Source organism: Pseudonocardia oceanicola (assembly GCF_047200735.1).
Classification (GTDB): domain Bacteria; phylum Actinomycetota; class Actinomycetes; order Mycobacteriales; family Pseudonocardiaceae; genus Pseudonocardia.
The window spans coordinates 174,601-192,301 of sequence record NZ_JBJZON010000007.1 but is presented as its reverse complement, the minus strand read 5'-3'; the positions used below and the strand labels follow the sequence as shown (position 1 = coordinate 192,301).

General features: G+C 75.5%; 17 protein-coding genes. 15 read left to right on the top strand and 2 right to left on the bottom strand.

Features of this window, described 5'->3' with window-relative positions; all coding sequences use genetic code 11:
- The 13 genes from ACL02T_RS13365 to ACL02T_RS13305 all read left to right on the top strand — a co-directional run bounded on the left by ACL02T_RS13365 (position 1) and on the right by ACL02T_RS13305 (position 14,152).
- Positions 1–1,206, top strand: a complete 1,206-nt coding sequence (locus ACL02T_RS13365) for a sensor histidine kinase (protein ID WP_412831075.1) — start codon at positions 1–3, stop codon at positions 1,204–1,206.
- Positions 1,207–1,370: 164 nt separating this feature from the next.
- On the top strand, positions 1,371–2,192 hold the full coding sequence (locus tag ACL02T_RS13360; RefSeq protein WP_412831005.1) for a DUF4397 domain-containing protein: 822 nt from the start codon (positions 1,371–1,373) through the stop codon (positions 2,190–2,192).
- Positions 2,193–2,194: 2 nt separating this feature from the next.
- Positions 2,195–2,902, top strand: a complete 708-nt coding sequence (locus ACL02T_RS13355) for a class F sortase (RefSeq protein ID WP_412831004.1) — start codon at positions 2,195–2,197, stop codon at positions 2,900–2,902.
- A 74-nt stretch (positions 2,903–2,976) separates the two neighbouring features.
- On the top strand, positions 2,977–3,630 hold the full coding sequence (locus ACL02T_RS13350; RefSeq protein ID WP_412831003.1) for an RNA polymerase sigma factor: 654 nt from the start codon (positions 2,977–2,979) through the stop codon (positions 3,628–3,630).
- A complete protein-coding gene (locus tag ACL02T_RS13345) occupies positions 3,611–4,372 on the top strand; it encodes an anti-sigma factor (protein WP_412831002.1) in 762 nt (253 codons plus the stop codon). Before ACL02T_RS13350 ends, ACL02T_RS13345 begins: the two co-directional genes overlap by 20 nt.
- 183 nt (positions 4,373–4,555) lie before the next feature.
- Positions 4,556–5,452 (top strand): S49 family peptidase, encoded by an 897-nt coding sequence (locus ACL02T_RS13340; RefSeq protein ID WP_412831001.1) that lies wholly within the window; start codon positions 4,556–4,558, stop codon positions 5,450–5,452.
- A 191-nt stretch (positions 5,453–5,643) separates the two neighbouring features.
- Positions 5,644–6,513, top strand: a complete 870-nt coding sequence (locus tag ACL02T_RS13335) for a LytR/AlgR family response regulator transcription factor (RefSeq protein WP_412831000.1) — start codon at positions 5,644–5,646, stop codon at positions 6,511–6,513.
- Positions 6,514–6,547: 34 nt separating this feature from the next.
- Positions 6,548–8,107, top strand: a complete 1,560-nt coding sequence (locus ACL02T_RS13330) for a hypothetical protein (protein ID WP_412830999.1) — start codon at positions 6,548–6,550, stop codon at positions 8,105–8,107.
- Positions 8,108–8,160: 53 nt separating this feature from the next.
- Positions 8,161–9,888, top strand: coding sequence for a sodium/solute symporter (locus tag ACL02T_RS13325; protein WP_412830998.1), 1,728 nt, complete (start codon positions 8,161–8,163; stop codon positions 9,886–9,888).
- On the top strand, positions 9,885–11,660 hold the full coding sequence (locus tag ACL02T_RS13320) for a sodium/solute symporter (RefSeq protein ID WP_412830997.1): 1,776 nt from the start codon (positions 9,885–9,887) through the stop codon (positions 11,658–11,660). Before ACL02T_RS13325 ends, ACL02T_RS13320 begins: the two co-directional genes overlap by 4 nt.
- Before the next feature lie 202 nt (positions 11,661–11,862).
- Positions 11,863–12,189: a rhodanese-like domain-containing protein gene (locus ACL02T_RS13315; RefSeq protein ID WP_412830996.1), complete on the top strand. Its 327-nt coding sequence runs from the start codon at positions 11,863–11,865 to the stop codon at positions 12,187–12,189.
- 11 nt (positions 12,190–12,200) lie between these two features.
- The gene (locus tag ACL02T_RS13310; protein ID WP_412830995.1) at positions 12,201–13,214 is read left to right on the top strand and encodes a DUF4328 domain-containing protein; all 1,014 of its coding nucleotides are present in this window, start codon (positions 12,201–12,203) and stop codon (positions 13,212–13,214) included.
- Entirely contained in the window at positions 13,214–14,152 is a 939-nt protein-coding gene (locus ACL02T_RS13305) for a DUF5926 family protein (protein WP_412830994.1), read from the top strand. The genes ACL02T_RS13310 and ACL02T_RS13305 overlap by 1 nt, the downstream gene beginning before the upstream one ends.
- 159 nt (positions 14,153–14,311) lie before the next feature.
- Here ACL02T_RS13305 and ACL02T_RS13300 read toward each other — a convergent pair whose 3' ends face one another.
- Positions 14,312–14,845: a ferritin gene (locus tag ACL02T_RS13300; RefSeq protein WP_412830993.1), complete on the bottom strand. Its 534-nt coding sequence runs from the start codon at positions 14,843–14,845 to the stop codon at positions 14,312–14,314.
- 23 nt (positions 14,846–14,868) lie between these two features.
- Positions 14,869–15,675 (bottom strand): CPBP family intramembrane glutamic endopeptidase, encoded by an 807-nt coding sequence (locus ACL02T_RS13295; protein WP_412830992.1) that lies wholly within the window; start codon positions 15,673–15,675, stop codon positions 14,869–14,871.
- Positions 15,676–16,339: 664 nt separating this feature from the next.
- Here ACL02T_RS13295 and ACL02T_RS13290 point away from each other — a divergent pair.
- Positions 16,340–17,173: a hypothetical protein gene (locus ACL02T_RS13290; protein WP_412830991.1), complete on the top strand. Its 834-nt coding sequence runs from the start codon at positions 16,340–16,342 to the stop codon at positions 17,171–17,173.
- Positions 17,174–17,196: 23 nt separating this feature from the next.
- On the top strand, positions 17,197–17,550 hold the full coding sequence (locus tag ACL02T_RS13285) for a DUF3817 domain-containing protein (protein WP_412830990.1): 354 nt from the start codon (positions 17,197–17,199) through the stop codon (positions 17,548–17,550).
- Positions 17,551–17,701: the final 151 nt, after the last annotated feature.

Genomic DNA, 17,701 nt, shown 5'->3' with positions numbered 1-17,701 from the left:
GTGGCCGACGTGCTCTCGTCGCCGCTCGTGCTCGTCCTCGCGGCGGTCATCGTCGCGCTCGTCGCGGTGATCGTGGTCCTCCTGGTCCGTCGCGCCCGCCGACACACCTTCGCGAGCCCTCTCGAACGCGCCACGTTCTCCACGCTGCACACGGTGGCGCTCGCTGCGCCGGCGCTGCGGGACGGGCTGAACCCGAACTCCGCCGCCTACGCGCTGCCCTACCTGCGCACCCTGCTGGACACCTGCGCCCTCACGATGACGGACGCCCGCGGCGAGGTCCTGGCCTGGGACGGCGACGCCGACCAGCACAAGCCGGACGTGGTGACCCTGGCCGACCAGGTGATCTCCACCGGCCGCCAGCAGGTGCTCTCGCACTCGGCCATCGCCTGCCAGTACCCGAGCTGTGACGTCCGCGGCATCGTCGTCGTGCCGCTGGAGAGCGACGGGGCGATCATCGGCACCCTCGCCGCGCTCACCACCGCGACGGCCGGGCCGGTGCTGCTGCGGGCCACCGCCGAGGTCGCGCGGTACGTGTCCAGCCAGCTCGAGCTCGCCGAGCTCGACGAGTCGCGCGCCCGGCTCAACCGGGCGGAGGTGCGGGCGCTGCGGGCGCAGATCTCGCCGCACTTCGTCTACAACGCGTTGACCACCATCGCGAGCTTCATCCGCACCGACCCGGTGCGCGCCCGCGACCTGCTGATCGAGTTCGCCGACTTCACCCGGTACTCCTTCCGCACCGCCGGCGAGTACACGACGCTGTCGGACGAGCTGACCAACATCGAGCGCTACATCGCGCTGGAGAAGGCCCGCTTCGGCAACCGGCTGAACATCAAGCTGCAGATCGCGCCCGAGGTGCTCAACGTCGTGCTGCCGTTCCTCGCGCTGCAGCCGCTGGTGGAGAACGCGGTGCGGCACGGCCTGTCCGGCAAGCCCAACGGCGGCACCATCACCATCACCGCCGAGAACGCCGGCGCCGAGTGCGTGATCATCGTGGAGGACGACGGCGTGGGCATGGACCCCGCACGCCTCACCGAGGACCTCGACGACGCCCACCTCTCCGGCGCCCACGTCGGCCTCGGCAATGTCGACGACCGGATGCGCTCGGCCTTCGGCGACGACTTCGGGCTGGTCGTGGACACCGCCGTCGGGGCGGGCATGAAGATCACCCTGCGGGTCCCGAAGTTCCGCGCGGGCATCCGCGTCTGAGGCGTCACCGCCCTCGCCGGACAGGACCGTCGCCGTCCCTCGCCGGACAGGTGCGCACGGCGGGGTCGAATCGCGCCGAACTTTGTTCAACCGAACTGCATCCGCAGGTCGCCGCGCGCCGGTAGTGCGGGGTGTCAGGTTCGACCCCCTCACGAGGAGATCCGATGCGACGCCTCACCCTCGCCCTCGGCGGCCTGCTCACGGCGTGCGCCGCCGCCGTGGCGACCGCCCCGGCCGCGGCCGCCCAGGAGACCGGGACCGTCCACGTCGTCCACGGCATCCCGGACACCCCGGTCGACGTCTACGTCGACGGGCAGCGCGCGCTCGACGACTTCACCTTCGGCACGGCGGCCGGTCCGGTCGACCTGCCGGCCGGAACCCGGACCGTGGCGATCTTCCCGGCCGATGCGGCGGACGGCTCCGGCGATCCGCTGTTGTCCGCGCAGGCGGACGTCCCGGCAGGCGGCGACGTCACCCTCGCCGCCCACCTCGACGCGTCCGGGTCCCCGACCGTCACCGCGTTCGCCGACGACGTCTCGGCCGTCCCGGCGGGCCAGGCCCGGCTCGTCGTGCGACACCTCGCCGCCGCACCGGCGGTCGACGTGCTGGCGGACGGGAGCCCGGCGCTCACCGGGCTGACCAACCCGAACGAGGCGGCCGCCGAGGTCCCGGCCGGCACGCTGTCGGCCGCGGTCGCGGCCGCGGGCACGACCGAGCCGGTGATCGGACCCGCCGACCTCACCCTCGCCGAGGGGACCGCCACCTTCGTGCACGCGGTCGGCTCGCTCGAGGCCGGGAACCTGCGGCTGGTGACCTTCACGGTCGAGGGCCTGCACAGCGCCCCGGCGGGCGTCCCGGCCGGTGCGCCGTCCGGTGCCCCGGCGGACGACACCGCGGGCTGGTCGACGATCGGCGCCGCGACCGGCCTCGTGCTGGTCGGGGCCGCGGCGTTCGGCCTGCGTCGTACCAACCTGCGCCGTTCCTGACGATGACTCGGACACGGGCCAGGGGCCGCACGATCGCCCTGCTCGCGCTCGTGGCCGGGCTGGTGCTGCTCGCCGTGTCGGGGGTGGCCTGGGCGCTCCGGGCCACCCCCGCCCCGGCACCGGCGGTGCCGGGGCCGGCCATCTCGGGCCCGGCCTCCCCGGGGCCGGTCTCCCGGGGCGGGGTCGTCCCGGAACCGGTCGCGGCAGGGCCCTCGGCGGCGCCGCGGGGGGAGGTCGAGCCTGCGGCCGCGCCGGTGGGGCTCACCGTCGAGCGGGCGGGGGAGACCCTGCTCGCCGCGCCAGTGGTGCCCGTCGGCGTCGATGCCGCGGGGGCCATGGGCGTGCCGCGGGACGTGGACACGGTCGGCTGGTACCGCTTCGGCGCGGCGCCCGGGGCCGGGACCGGGTCGGCGCTGTTGGCCGGGCACGTGGACGACCGGGAGCAGGGCCTCGGCGCCTTCCACGATCTCGGCGGCCTCGTGCCGGGGGACCTGGTCACGGTGCGCCGGGACGGGGCCCCGCCCATCCGGTACGCCGTGCGGGAGGTCCGCAGCGTGGCCAAGGACGCGCTGGCCGCCGAAGAGCTGGTCGCCCGCGCGGGACCACCCAGGCTCACCCTGGTGACCTGCGGCGGGCCGTTCGACCGGCAGACCCGGTCGTACCGGGACAACGTCGTGGTCGTCGCCCTGCCGGCGCCGGCGACCCCGTGACCACCCCGTCGTCGGGATGCCCGGTTCGTCCGGTGCTGGGATGCTCGTCCGGTGACCCGCGGACGGACGCCCGGATGAGGGAGATCCTGCCGCCCGGTGCGCCGCGCGAGCCGGGGGGACCCGCCACGGCCGCACCCGACCCGACGGGCTGGGGGTCGCCGGGGTCGGAACCCGAGCGGGTGCCGGACGAGGAGATTACCGCACGGCTGCGCGACGGCGACCCCGAGGCGCTGCGCCTGGCCTACGACCGGCACGCGCGGGTGGTGCACACCGTCGCGCTGCGGGTCCTGCGGAGCCATCACGACGCCGAGGACGTGACCCAGCAGGTGTTCGTCCGCGCCTGGCGCGGCCGCGCGACGCTCGACCCGGAGCGCGGCGGGCTCGGCGCGTGGCTGATCGGGATCACCCGCCGGCAGATCGCCGACCGGCTCGCCGTGCGGGGGCGGGAGCGCGCCGCCGCCGACGGGGCGTTGCGGGCCGGGCCCCCGTCCCCGCCGGCACCCGCTCCGGACCAGGTCGTCGACGTCGTCGTGGTGGCCGACGAGCTCGACCGGCTGCCCGAGGCGCAACGTAGGGTGATCCGGCTGGCCTTCTACGACGACCTCACCCAGCAGCAGATCGCCTCGGTCACCGGGCTCCCGCTGGGCACGGTGAAGAGCCACCTCCGGCGGGGGGTCGACCGGATGCGACGACGATGGGAGGCGGGCGGTGCGGCACCCGGGGCCTGACGAGCTCGTCGCCGCCGCCCTGTCCGCCCTGTCCGCGCGGAACCCGGCCCCGGGGATCGAGACGCACCTGCGCAGCTGCCCCGCCTGCCGGGCAGAGGTCGAGTCGCTGCGGACCACGTCGCGGCTGGCCCGCGAGGGCGCCGACCAGCCGGTGCAGGACCCGCCGTCCGCGGTGTGGGAGCGGGTCGTGGGCGAGCTCGGCCCCGAGCTCGCCGGCGCAGCCGGGCGCCCGGCCGATCCGCCGGCCCTCCACGCCCTCGCCGACGAGTCGGTCGCGGACAGGGCCGTCGAGGGTCGGACCCGGCGCCGGGGACCGGTGCTCCTCGCCGCGGCCGCTCTGGTCGCCGGGCTCGCGGGCGGGCTGGCGATCGGTCTGACCGTGGGCGGGGACCCGCAGGTCCCGGCCGAGGTCCCGCTCGTCGCGCTCGACCCCGGCTCCGGCACCACGGGCAGCACCGGGCTCACCGAGGTCGACGGCAGCCGGGTGCTCGTCGTGGCGCTCGAGCGCGACGCGCTGCCGGCCGGTGGCTACCTGGAGGCGTGGCTGATGGACGAGGGCGCCACCCGGCTCTATGCGCTGGGCGGGCTCGCTCCGGCCGGCCCGGGCCGCTGGGCCGGCCGGTTCGTGCTCCCGCCGGACCTCCCCCTGGAGGTGCTCGACACCGTCGACGTGTCGGTCGAGCACTTCGACGGCGACCCCGGCCACTCCGGCGAGAGCCTGGCCCGCGGCCGCACGGCCTGACCCGGCCGCTCCGCCCACCGCCGTCGCCCTGCCCGTGGTCGCCCTGCCCCGTGGTCGCCCTGCCCCGTGGTCGCCCTGCCCCGTGGTCGCCCTGCCCCGTGGTCGACCGGCCGCGCCGCCGCCCTGGGCGCCACGCGACGTGGAACCCCGCACGTGCCCCGGCTGTGGTCATAGGCTGGCGGCATGGACGCCCTCCACCTGCCCGACCGCCTGACCTCGCGCCTCCCCGGACGGCTCGGCGAGAAGGGCGACGTCCCGGTCGTGCCGCTCGTGCGGCTGCACGGCGTCATCACTCCGCAGCCCGGCCCGCTGGCCCGCGCGGTGATCAACGCGACCTCGGCCGAGAAGGTCCTGGAGCGGGCGTTCGGCACCGAGCGGGTCGTCGCCGTGGGACTGCTGGTGAACTCGCCCGGCGGCTCGCCGACCCAGTCCGCGCTGGTCGCGGACCGGATCCGGGGGCTGGCTGCGGAGCACGAGGTGCCGGTCCTCGCGTTCTGCGAGGACGTCGCGGCCTCGGGCGGCTACTGGCTGGCCTGCGCGGCCGACGAGATCTACGCCCACCCGACCTCCATCGTCGGGTCGATCGGCGTGATCAGCTCCGGGTTCGGGCTGGAGGGCTTCATCCAGCGGTTCGGCATCGAGCGCCGGCTGCACACCGCGGGCGAGTCCAAGTCCCGCCTCGACCCCTTCCTCCCGGAGAAGGAGGAGGACGTCGCCTGGCTGCGCGGCGTCCAGGACGAGCTGCACACCCTGTTCCGCGACTGGGTCGTCGAGCGCCGCGGCGACCGGCTGACCGGCGGCGACGAGCTCTTCACGGGCGAGGTGTGGACCGGGGCGCGAGCCGTGGAGCTGGGCCTGGTCGACGGGCTGGGCACCGCCCGCTCCGTGCTCACGCAGCGCTTTCCGGACGCGAAGCTGACCCCGGTCGAGGGACGCAGACCGCTGCTCGCGCGGCTCGGTCTGAACGCCCCGGCGGCGTCCCTCCCCGCAGCGTTCACCGGCGGGGGCCCGGTGGACGCCGCCCTGGGTGTGGTCCAGGCGGCCGACATCAGGGCGGCGTGGGCGCGCTACGGTCTGTAGCCTCGCCGGCGGTGGGCGAGCCCGAGGGGCCTCCCGTCCTCACCCGTTCGATCAGTAGCCGATCGGTCGCAGATTGATGAGTTGCCCTGGCATCCCGCTCCGATCACCGTCACCATGGTCGGCAGGGCCCGGGGTCGCCACCACCGAGGTGCGCGCCCGGCCGTGCACCGGGAACGCAGGATGAGGAGATCGTGGACAGCACCGACAGCTCCGGAGGTCTGGTCGTCCTCGCAGTGGACGACGAGCAGCCGGCTCTCGAAGAACTGGCGTTCCTGCTGAACGAGGACCCCCGGGTCGGTGAGGTGCTCAAGGCCTCGGACGCCACCGAGGCCCTCCGCATCCTCAACGCGCGCAGCTCCCGGGAGAGCGTGCACGCCGCCCGCGCCGCAGGGGCCCCGCACCCGGCCGCCGGCACCCGGGTGGCCGAGAAGACCGACGTCGACGTCGTCTTCCTCGACATCCGCATGCCGGGGCTGGACGGCCTCGAGCTCGCCCGCGTCTTCTCCTCCATGGCCCAGCCGCCGGAGGTCGTGTTCGTCACCGCCCACGACGACCGGGCGGTCGACGCCTACGAGGTCGGTGCCAAGGACTACCTGCTCAAGCCGCTGCGCGAGGAGCGGCTCGCCGCGGCGCTGGACCGGATCATCGCGAACCGGTCCGCCGCTCCGCCTGTCGAGCCCGTCCCGCAGGAGCGGGACGAGGACGAGGTGATCCCCGTCGAGCTCGCGGGCACCACGAAGCTCGTGCCGCGCTCGGCGGTCCGGTACGTGGAGGCCCAGGGCGACTACGCCCGGCTGCACACCACCGAGGGCAGCCACCTGGTCCGCATCCCGCTGTCGGTCCTGGAGGACCGCTGGCGCGACGCGGGGTTCGTGCGCATCCACCGCTCGTTCCTGGTGGCGCTGCCGCTGGTCACCGAGCTGCGGCTGTCCGGGTCGGGCTACGTGGTGCGGGTGGGCTCCGGCCCCGACACCGCGGAGCTGCCCGTCTCCCGCCGGCACACCCGTGAGCTGAAGGACCGCCTGGTCCGCGCGACGAAGCAGGCGTGGAGCCAGAGATGAGCCCCGACGACGCACTCGTCACCGCGGAGGAGGCATGAGCGCTGCCGTCGACGGCTCCCCGCCGTCGATGAGCCCCGGCCCGGGCGACGGCGAGGGGTCCCCGCGCCGTCGGCGGCCGGCGCCACCCCCGGGGCCCGGGACCCGCGCCGAGGGCTCCGGGCCGATGTGGCTGCAGGAGGAGATGCGCCGCCGCATGGACGCCAACGCACGCTCCGGCCGTGGCCGGCATGCGCGGGACGAGGCGGACACCGAACAGTTCGGGGTGAGCGAGCTGCGCGCCCGGGTGAGCCGCGGCGACGCGGGCCCACCGGGTCGGCGCGACCACACCGACCACACCGGCCACCTCGCCCAGCCCGGCCACCCCGTCCAGCCCGGCCACCCCGTCCAGCCCGGCCACCCCGCCCAGCCCGGCCACCCCGCCCAGCCCGGCTACACCGACTACACCGACTACACCGACTACACCGACTACACCGACTACACCGACTACCCGGACTACGACGACGACCACCCGGACGACGACTACGACGGGGACGTTCCCTTCGCCGGAGCCGAGGTCGAGCGGTTCGAGCGGGTCCTGGGTCCCGCCAGCGTGCCGCTGCGGGTGCCCGCGCCCGAGGCCTACGACGACGGGCGCGGTGCCGAACGGGGCGCCCCCGGTCCGGCGCCGGACCCGCACGGCCCGCCGGCCGGACCCGGCGGGATGCGGCAGCCGGGCGCGACCGGCGGCAGCCCGCTGTCCCGGGCCGGGCGGCCCGCCCTCGCGCCGGACTCCCTCGGCCCCCGGCCCCCGGCAGTCGGGCCGCCCGACGGCGGATCCCCCGCGGGTCCCGCGACCAGCGGCGACGCCGCCCGCGGAGTGTCGTGGGAACCCACCGGCGAGGTCGTCGTCCAGCCCCCCTCCCGCGCCGTCCCCGGGCCACCGCCCGGGACCCACCCCGGCCTGCACCCCCCGATGTCGGATCCCGACGCGGAACGCACGGACGTCGGCGTCATCCCGCCCGTCCCGCCCGCAGAGCCGTCCGGGGCGCCGTTCGCGCAGGCGGCGACGCCGGACACCACCATCCGGCCCCACGCCGACGCCCGGGCTGCGGACCAGGCGAACCGGCTTCCGCTCTCCGCCCGCCCCGTCGGCGCCCCCTCGCCGACCGTCGCCCCGACGGCGCCCCCCGGCGACACCGCCCCCGGCCGGCCCGTCGGGGCGCGGTTCCGCACCGTCGAGGAGGAGCCCGGCGAGGGCGTCCCGCGCCGCACCCGCGTGGTCCTGTCCGAGCGGAAGGGCGTCGCCCGCACCGTCCGCACCGTCGTCGACGTCCAGGAGGGCACGCCCGTCGGCGAGCTGCTGCGGGCCAACCTCATCGGCGGACAGCTCGCGGTCGCGCTGCGCGTCGGCGGCCTCGCCCTGCTGGTGCTCGGCCTGCTGCCCGCCGTGTTCGCCTTCTACCCCGAGCTGGGCCGGGCCGAGGTGCTGGGCCTGCGCCTGCCCTGGCTGCTGCTCGGCGTGCTGGTCTACCCGTTCCTGCTGGCCCTGGGCTGGTGGCACACGAAGGCCGCCGAGAAGGTCGAGCAGAACTTCGCCGACCACGTCCAGGACTGACCCCGTCCCGTCCCCGCCGCGCCCCGCCGCACCCCCCACCAGAGAGCTCCCCGTTGCCCACCCCGTCCGTCATCGCGCTGGCCGCCATCGCCCTCGTCGGCGTGGCCTCCGTCGTCATCGGGTCGCTGGGCGTGCGCGTCGCCCGCAGCACCTCGGACTTCCTCGTCGCCTCCCGCACCGTCGGCGCCGTCCCCAACGCCGCGGCGATCTCCGGCGAGTACCTGTCCGCCGCGGCCTTCCTCGGGATCGCCGGCCTGGTGCTGCGCGAGGGCGCGACCGCGCTCTGGTACCCGATCGCCTTCTGCGCCGGGTACCTGTCGCTGCTGCTGTTCGTGGCCGCCCCGCTGCGCCGCTCCGGCGCCTACACGATCCCGGACTTCGCCGAGGCCCGGCTGCACTCGCGCCGGGTGCGCCGGCTGTGCACCGCGCTCGTGCTGCTGATCGGCTGGCTGTACCTGCTCCCGCAGCTGCAGGGCGCGGGCCTCGCGTTCACCACCCTGACCTCGCTGCCCTCGTGGGTCGGCGTGCTGGGCGCGGGCGTGCTGGTGGTGCTCAGCGTGGTGGCCGGCGGCATGCGCTCGATCACCTTCGTGCAGGCCTTCCAGTACTGGCTCAAGCTGACCGCGCTCACCGTGCCCGCGCTCGTCGCGTCGGCGCTGTTCCTCGGGAGCGATCGCGAGCTCGACCGGCCCGCCGCGCCGGAGTTCCCGGAGACGACGACGATCGACGTCCGGGTCCCGGTGAACCTCGAGGTCGCGGTGCCCACCCCGGTCGACGCCCGCGGGGAGGTCGACGGCGCCGCGGTGGACGACCTGCTGGTCTGGCAGCCGGGCCCGCACACCGTGGCGGCCGGGACCGAGCTGCGGTTCGCCGCCGGTACCGGCGTGCCCGTGCCGGCCGGCACCCCCGCGACGGACCGGGAGTGGCTGGAGCCGCAGTCCGGCCCGCTGGACCTGCTGGAGATCTACTCGATCCTGGTCGCGGGGATCGCCGGGACCATGGGCCTGCCGCACGTCCTGGTCCGCTTCTACACGAACCCGGACGGCCGGGCCGCCCGCCGCACGACCGTCGTCGTGCTGGCCCTGATCGGCGGGGTGTTCGTGCTGGTCACGCTGCTCGGGTTGCTCTCGCGGGCCTACACTCCGCAGCTGCTCGTCGACGGCCGCACGGACGGTGCGGTCCTGCTCGTCCCGACCGCCGTGCTGGGCGACGGGTGGGCCGGCTGGCTGCTCGGTGGCCTGGTGTCCGCCGGTGCCGCGGCGGCGTTCCTGTCGACGTCGTCGGGCCTCGTCGTGAGCCTCGCGGGCGTACTGTTCACGGACGTGTTGAAGGGCAGGCTGCGCGACTTCCGGCTCGCCGCCCTGCTGTCGGCGGTCCTCCCGGTGGCGCTCGCCCTCGCCGTCGCTCGGCTGGACCTGGCGCTCACCGTGCCGCTGGTGTTCGCGGTCTCCGCCGCCACCTTCTGCCCCCTGCTCGTGCTGGGCGTGTGGTGGCGCGGGCTGACCCCCGCCGGTGCGACCGCGGGCCTGGTCGTCGGGGCCGCGCTGTCGGCCGTGGGAGTCGGGTTCGCCCTGGCCGGCAGCGTGCCGGACGGGGCCGTCGGCGTGCTGGTGCTGCGGCCCGCCGCCGTCGCGGTGCCGCTGGCCTTCCTGACGATGGTCGTGGTCAGCCGGGCGACCTCCCGGGACGTCCCGGTCGATGCCGAGCGCACACTGCTGCAGCTGCACGCGCCCGAACGCCTCGGCCTCTCCCGCGACCGGCTGAACCGGGAACCCTCGTGAGCGCGACGGCCGTCGCGGCGCTGGCCGCGATCCTGTTGGTCGCGGTGGCCTCGACGGTCATCGGCATGATCGGCCACCGGTCCCGCCGGACGTCGGACTTCCTGGTCGCCTCGCGCACGGTCCGGCCGGCGGCCAACGCGGGGGCGATCTCCGGCGAGTACCTGTCCGCGGCGTCGTTCCTCGGGGTGGCCGGGCTCGTGCTCCGGGACGGCGTCGACGCCCTCTGGTACCCCGTCGGCTACACCGCGGGCTACCTGTCGCTGCTGTTGTTCGTGGCCGCCCCGCTGCGTCGCTCGGGCGCCTACACCGTGCCGGACTTCGCCGAGCTGCGGCTGCACTCGGCTGCGCTGCGCCGGCTCTGCAGCATGTTCGTGCTGGTCGTCGGGTGGCTGTACCTGCTGCCCCAGCTACAGGGCGCCGGGCTCACGGTCGAGGTCGTGACCGGGCTGCCGCGGTGGATCGGCACGGTCGGGGCCGGCGTGATCGTGGTGGCGACGGTGGTCTTCGGCGGCATGCGCTCGGTGACCTTCGTGCAGGCGTTCCAGTACTGGCTCAAGCTCACCGCGCTCGCCGTGCCCGCGGTGGTGGCGCTCCTGTTCTTCCTCAACAGCGGACACACCTTCGACCGGCCGCAGGCGCCGGACTTCCGCGAGCGGACCACGGTCGGCGTCGACACCGACGTGCAGCTCGCCACCGGCGCGCCGACCCGGGTGGAGATCGGGCCCGACGGCGGCGTCGTCGACGGCGCGCCCGTCCCACCGGGCACCGTGCTCACCTGGGAGACCGGCAGCCGGCACGAGGTGGCCGCCGGGTCCGAGCTCGTCTTCCCGGCCGGCTCGCCCGTGCCGACGACCGCGGGCCGGCCGGCCACGGACGCCCGCTGGCTCACCCCGCTGGCCGGCGACGGGGAGTACCAGCTGCTCGCCATCTACTCGCTGATCATGGCGACCTTCCTGGGCACCATGGGGCTGCCGCACGTCCTCGGCCGTTTCTACACCAACCCGGACGGCCGGGCGGCCCGCCGCAGCGCGGTGATCGTGCTGGGCATGCTCGGGGCCTTCTACCTGCTGGTCACGCTGATCGGTGCGCTGTCCCGCTTCTACACGCCGCAGCTGCTCGTCGCCGGGCCCACGGACGCCGCGGTGCTGCTGCTGCCCGGTGCCGTGCTCGGCAGCGGGCTGGCCGGGGCGCTCCTCGGAGGATTCGTCGCGGCCGGGGCGTGGGCGGCGTTCCTGTCCACCGCGTCGGGGCTGCTGGTGAGCCTGGCCGGGGTGCTCTCGACGGACGTGCTGCGCGGCCGGGCGGTGGCCGACCGGCGGCTGAGCGGGCTGCGGATCGCGACGGTGCTGGCCGGCGCGGCGCCGCTGGCCCTCACCCTGGGCGTGGCGCAGCTGGACTTCGCCGAGACCGTCGCCCTGGCGTTCGCGGTGGCCGCGTCGACCTTCTGCCCGCTGCTGGTGCTCGGCATCTGGTGGAAGGGGCTGACCGCCCGAGGCGCGATCTGGGGCCTGCTCGTCGGCGGCGTGCTCTCCGCGGGCGCGGTGGCGGTGAGCCTGGCCGGGATCGGGGGCGAGGACTGGCTCGGGGTGCTGCTCCACCGGCCCGCGATCGTCACCGTGCCGCTGGCGTTCCTCGTGATGATCGTGGTCAGCCTGGCCACCCGGAAGCACCGCCCGGCCAACACCGAGGCCCTGCTGCTGCGGCTGCACGCCCCCGAACGCCTCGGGCTCTCCCGCGAGTCCCTCGAGGGCAACCGGCGACCGTCCGTCTGACGCAGCCGACCGTTCACGTTGCGTCGCATCTGTCACCACGGACGGTTTCCGCCGAGGGCCGTCTCGATCGGCGCCCCGGCTCGTTCCCCCGTAGTGGACCCGGCGCCGGAGAAGGGACGGCACCGTCGCGCGGTAGGTCCGCACGACCGTGCCGTTCGTGCGTTCACGGGAGCCTGACGGGGACGGGTGTCATCATGGGGACATGACCAGCGTTCCCTCCGTGTCCGTCGCGGACCTGCCGGCCGACGCCGCCATGCTCGACGTCCGCGAGGCCGACGAGTGGGCCGCCGGGCGGGCCCCCGGTTCCCGGCACCTCCCGATGTCCGAGCTGACCCGGCGGATCGCCGAGATCCCGGGCGACGAACCGCTCTACGTCGTGTGCCGTTCCGGCGGCCGGTCCTCGCGCGTCGTGGCCTACCTCGCCCAGCAGGGCTACCCGGCGGTGAACGTCGACGGCGGGATGCAGGCGTGGGCCGGTTCCGGCCGGGAGATCGTCGCGGACCCGGACCGGACCCCCGAGATCATCTGAGTCGGGCCCGCGTGAGCCCCGCCCCGCGCCCCGCGCCCCCGGGTCCGCCCGCCCGCCCGGCGGGTGGGGCCACCGCACGCCCGCCGGCCTGTTCGCGGTGCGGGCGGGTCGCGCCACCCGGTGCCGGGCCCTTCTGCCCGTACTGCGGCCGCTACCTGGCCGCACTCGCCTGGGTGGCGGAGCCGCCGCCGACCGGCGTCCCGCGCCCCCCGGTCCGCCCCCGGTTCCGGTACACCGGTCCGCCCCGCTACCGGGAGGTGCCGCGCTGGGGCTTCCCGCCGCTGCCATGGCGCGGCGAGTCCGAGGCCGAGCGCGTTCCGGCGCTCGAGCGGGCCCGCTGGATCGCGCACCCGCTCGACGTCCTGCTGCGGGTCACCGCCGGCGTGGCCGTGGTGGCCGCGGTGGCCGAGATCCTGCGCTACGTCCTGCTCGTGCTGAGCCGCGCCGACGCGCTCCCCGCGCGCCTGGTCGCCTTCTCCGACGCCGCGGTCGCCTTCGGCGGCTGGTCCGGGCTGGCCGCGCTCGCCGGCTGCGGGGTGCTGATGGTGCTCTGGACGCTGCGCGCTCGCGAGGCCGCTGCCGAGCGGACCGGCACGGTGCCGGACCGGCCGGCGTCCGCCGTCGTCGCCGGATGGGTGGTGCCCGGGCTCAACCTCTCGGTGCCGGGCTCGCTTCTCGCCGAGATCGAGCACGCCGGGCTGGACCGACCGCCCGCCGAGCGCCCGCGCCCGTCGCGGCTGCTGCTGGTGTGGTGGGCGACGTGGGGGGCCGGGGTCGTGCTCGGCGTCGTCGTGTTCGGGTGGTCCTTCCGCAGCGGGGTGCAGGCGATGGCCGACGGGGTGGTCCTGCACGCGGCGCTGGACCTGCTCGCCGCCGCGACCGCGCTGATCACCGTGCGCGTGCTCCGGTACCTGATGGCGCTGCTGGAGCCGGTCCGCCCGGTGCGGCGCGAGACGCTCGTGGCCGTGCGGCCACCGGGACCGGCGGCGGACCCGGCCGCGCCCGGCGCTACGGTGGCGCCCTGATGGCCAAGAAGAACCGCGTCAAGTCCAGCGCCGCGACCGGCGAGAACCCGCGCCGCCCCTGCCCCTGCGGCTCGGGCAAGCGGTACAAGGCGTGCCACGGCGCCGGCGACGACGTGATCGTCACCCGGCCCTTCGAGGGGCTCGCCGCCGAACCGGACCTCGTCGCGATGCGCGAGTTCCTGCCGTCGGCCGTCGCCCCGCTCCCGCTGCGGGAGACCGGCGAGCGTCCGGTCCGGCTCGCCACGGTCCTGCCGGGCGCCTCCGCCGCGATCGTCCGGCCGGACGGCGAGATCCTGCTCGGCATGCAGGTCCAGACCCGCTCGGGCGACCTCTCCGCCGATCTCGCCAAGGCGCTGCGCTGGGCCGGGACCGCCGAGCCGGGGTCCGCGCTGCCGGTCGTCGGGCCGGGGGTGGGCGAGGGCGAGGTCGTCCGGCTGCAGGACCTGCTGGTCGCCGCCGCCGAGCTCGACCTCACGCTGCACCAGGACTTCCACTGGTGGGTCCCCTCGGAGGACGGCGAGCCCGCCGCCGAGATCGCCGCGACGATCGAGCGCGCCAACTCCGTGATCATGCCGACGGAGGCCGTGACGGGCGAGGGCGTCCGCGCCGCGTACTGGGTCGACACCGGCAGCAAGGCGCACGTGCGCTGGGTCCGGCCGGAGGCCGAGGACGCGCTGATGGCGGCCCTGGCGCGGCTGCACGCGGCCGGGGAGCTCGACCTCGGCGAGGGCAGCCGCTACGCCGGCGCCTTCCGCGCGCACGGTCTGCTCGTGCCGGTCTGGGACGTCGACCGGGAGATGCACGCGAAGGAGTGGGTGGCTCCCGCGGTGGCCTTCGCCCGGCGCCTGCAGGAGGCGCTGGCGTCGACGGACGACCTGACCTCCGCGGAGCGCTCGGCCCGGGACGTGCTGGCGGGCAAGCAGGTCACCCTGCGCTGACCGGCCGTCGAGCCCCGACGGCACTACGGAACCACGACGCGGCCGGAACCGGCGATGTGGCGCACTATGGTTCCACCACGCGCTCAGGAGCCGACGATCGACGCGTGATGCGAGTGGTGGCCGGTTCCCGCGCAGTGTGGGAGCAGGCGTGCGCGACGGTCAGACGCGGCCGCCCGCGACGGGCGGGGCGGAGGGGTCGGCTGCCTCCCCCTTCGTGAGCTCCCGGGCCACGAAGTCCTCGATGTGGAAGAGGTTGTCGCCGGCCCGGCGCACGACCGTGAGCAGCGTCGACATCGACGCGACCTCCTCGACCTGCTCCTTGAGGAACCACTGCATGAACTGCTCGCCGAGGTAGTCGCCCTCGTCCCGGGCGGTGCGGGCCAGCGTGGTGATCTGCTCGGTGACCCGCTTCTCCTGCTCCAGCGCCAGCTCCACGACGTCCTCGACGCTCCCGAAGTCGTTCCGGACGTCGTCGATCCCCGGGATCGGCACCTGCTCGTGCGTGTCCAGGATGTACTGCACCATGCTCATCGCGTGGTTGCGCTCCTCCAGCGCCTGCGCGTGGAAGAGCGCGGCGAGCTGCGGGAGGTCCTCCCCGTCGAGCCACACCGCGACGGCCGTGTACTGCTGCGAGGCGGTGAACTCGCTGCGGATCTGGTCCTTGAGCAGGGCGAGGAACTTCGAGTCCGACACGTGCTGAGGCTACCCTGACGCGATCACGGTCGAAGGCCCGCCGGGAGCAGGGCGTATCCGACGAACGCCACGACGTCGATCAGCGCGTGCGCCCCGACCAGCGGCCACAGCCGTCCGGTGCGCTGCCACACCCGCCCGAACACCAGCCCCATCACCAGGTTCCCGACGAACCCGCCCAGCCCCTGGTAGAGGTGGTACGCCCCGCGGAGCACGGCGGCGGCGAGCACCGAGCGATCCGCCGACCAACCCAGCTGGCGCAGCCGGGTCAACAGGTACCCGATCATGACGATCTCCTCGGCCCAGGCGTTCGCCGCGGCCGAGAGGATCAGGACGGGGGTGCGCCACCAGGCGTCGGCGAGGGTGCTGGGGGCGACGTCGAGGCTGACGCCGAGGGCCCGGGCAAGCAGGTACAGGCCCAGCCCGGGGATGCCGATCAGCGCGGCCAGCCCCACGGCGCCGAGCGCGTCCCTCGCCGGGCGGGTCCGGTCGAGCCCGATCCGTGCGAGCGGGATCCCGGCGCGCAGCAGCAGGTAGGCGGCCAGCGCCCCCCACCCGACGAGCTGCAGCACCCGCACCAGCTGCACCGCGAGGTCGACCAGGCCCGCCTGTGCCGCCGGCGCGTTCAGGGCGACCTGCTGCTCGGCCAGGGGAGTGGGGGCGAGCAGTGCGTCGATCAGGGACAGGGCGCTGCGAACCGCGGAGAGGCCGAGCGTCACCGTGAGCACCACGGCGATCTCCAGCCCGATCAGCCGGCGGGCCCGCGGGTCGGTGACCTCGGTGATCTCCGACGGCGGGGCCGCGAGCCACCGCCCGAGCCGACCTGCCGCCACGCACCGACGCTACCGCCCACCGTCCCCCACCGTCCGTGGGCCCGTGATCGTCGCTCGCGGTCACCGCCCTGCCAGATCTGCCGTGATCGCCGGTGGTGACCGTGGGCGGCCGGATGTGGCGCTGAGGTGTCCGGGCCGGCGATCACCGATACGGAGCTGGCGGGGGGGCACGCTGTTGCGCGCCGCGTGGCCGCGCATCACGATCTCCGGCCGCGGCGCCTCGGCCGGCTCCGGCTCCGTGCGCGTTCGCCACGGGCTCGGCCTCCGGCTCGTCGGCGTGCTCGTCCTCCAGCGCGCAGGTCGTGATCGCCGGTTGGGACCGTGGGCGGCCGGATGTGGCGCTGAGGTGTCCCGGTCGGCGATCACTGTCAGGGAGCTGGTGGTGAGGTCTGTGCGCGATGCCATCCGGGAGCGCTGGTGGCGACTGCGGGGCGCCGCAGGCAGCACGGAGGTCCGGGCCGGCGAACCCGAGTGGTGCTGGCCCTCGGCGTCCTCGCACCGTCCGGGCGGAGGGCCGAGCAGTGGGTGGTGGATCGGGTGCGCTGCTTCTCGTGATCGATCGAGCCCGCTGAGCGCCGGATCTGTCGCTTCCCGTCCGCTCGATGATCACGGGACTCGGGCGGAGCGGGAGGGGGCGCCGGCTCGGACGCGTATCGTGAATAGCGTGTGGCGTGTGGTCCTGTCCCCCCGCTGGATCGTCTGGCATCTGCTGGCGATCGTCGCGGTGGGCGTCTGCGTCGTCGCCGCGATCTGGCAGTGGAACCGGGCCGGGTCGGCGTTGGGCTCCGCGCTGAACGTCGGCTACGGCATCCAATGGCCGATCTTCGCCGTGTTCTTCGCCTACATGTGGTGGCGGTTCCTGCGCATGGAACTGCTGGACCACCGTGAGAACCACGCCCCCGAGGGAGCCGTGGCCGCGGCGGAGGGCGACGCACCCCGGACAGAGGTCGCGGTTCGGGCCGTGGAGCGCACCGGCCCTCCTGGCTCGACGACCGCGGGGTCAGGCACGGCCGAGCCGACCACGACCGGCACGACCGGCACGACCGGCACGACCGGCACGACCGGCACGACCGCAGGGTCCACCACGGCCGGCACGACCACGGGGAACATCGGGGACCCGGAACCCGTCGCCCCCCCACCCGCCGTCGATCGCCCCCTGCCCTGGGACGCCACCCCCTTCACCCGCAGCCCCCTCGCCGCACCGGCCCCCGTCACGGACGAGGAGGCGCCGGGTCTGGCCGAGTACAACCGGATGCTGGCCGACCTCGCCGCCCACGACGCCGCCGACCAGGGTCCCCGCGACACTGCCGAGCGGGGTTCCCGCGACACCACCGACCAGGGCGCTCCCGCCGCCGCCCGCGGGCCCACGCGGGCTGCCACGCAGGGCCGACGCCGAGCCGAGTCCGCGCCCACCGGCGAAAGCCCGTCCGAGCCCGCCGCGCCCACCTCGTCCCGCGACCCCGCTCACACCGGCCGGTCGACCGCGGACGAGGGGTGACCCGCCGCGGCTAGAGTCGAGTCGTGACCAGTCCCAGGACGTCCACCGCGCAGCGCCCCGTCGGGTGGCGGCTGCCGCTGTACCGCGTGTTCGCCTACATCACCGGCGTGGGGCTGCTGCTGCTCGTGTTCTACGCGATGCCGATGAAGTACTTCGCCGGCGACCCGACGCCGACGGCGGTCATCGGCATGCTGCACGGTTTCCTGTACATGGCCTACATCGTGGCCACGCTCGTGCTGGCCGAGCGCGCCCGTTTCACCCCGGTGTTCGCGCTGCTGGTGCTGCTCGCGGGCACGATCCCGATCTGCTCGTTCGTCGCCGAGCGCAAGGTCACCCAGCGCGTGCAGGAGCGCGAGCGCACCCTGCAGCAGGGCTGACCCGCGCCGCGCCGCGCCTCCCGCCCCCCGGCCCGCCGAGCAGCCCCGACCCGACGCCCGCAGCAGCACGGCCGCTCACCGCGCATCAGCGCGGACCGGACCGTGCATCCGCGCGCGCAGCAGCACCGCCGCTCACCGCGCATCAGCGCGG

Coding starts and splice junctions, on each gene's coding strand:
- ACL02T_RS13360 (WP_412831005.1), top strand. CDS start 1,371: ATGCGACGCCTCACCCTCGCCCTCGGCGGCCTGCTCACGGCGTGCGCC.
- ACL02T_RS13355 (WP_412831004.1), top strand. CDS start 2,195: ATGACTCGGACACGGGCCAGGGGCCGCACGATCGCCCTGCTCGCGCTC.
- ACL02T_RS13350 (WP_412831003.1), top strand. CDS start 2,977: ATGAGGGAGATCCTGCCGCCCGGTGCGCCGCGCGAGCCGGGGGGACCC.
- ACL02T_RS13340 (WP_412831001.1), top strand. CDS start 4,556: ATGGACGCCCTCCACCTGCCCGACCGCCTGACCTCGCGCCTCCCCGGA.
- ACL02T_RS13330 (WP_412830999.1), top strand. CDS start 6,548: ATGAGCGCTGCCGTCGACGGCTCCCCGCCGTCGATGAGCCCCGGCCCG.
- ACL02T_RS13315 (WP_412830996.1), top strand. CDS start 11,863: ATGACCAGCGTTCCCTCCGTGTCCGTCGCGGACCTGCCGGCCGACGCC.
- ACL02T_RS13305 (WP_412830994.1), top strand. CDS start 13,214: ATGGCCAAGAAGAACCGCGTCAAGTCCAGCGCCGCGACCGGCGAGAAC.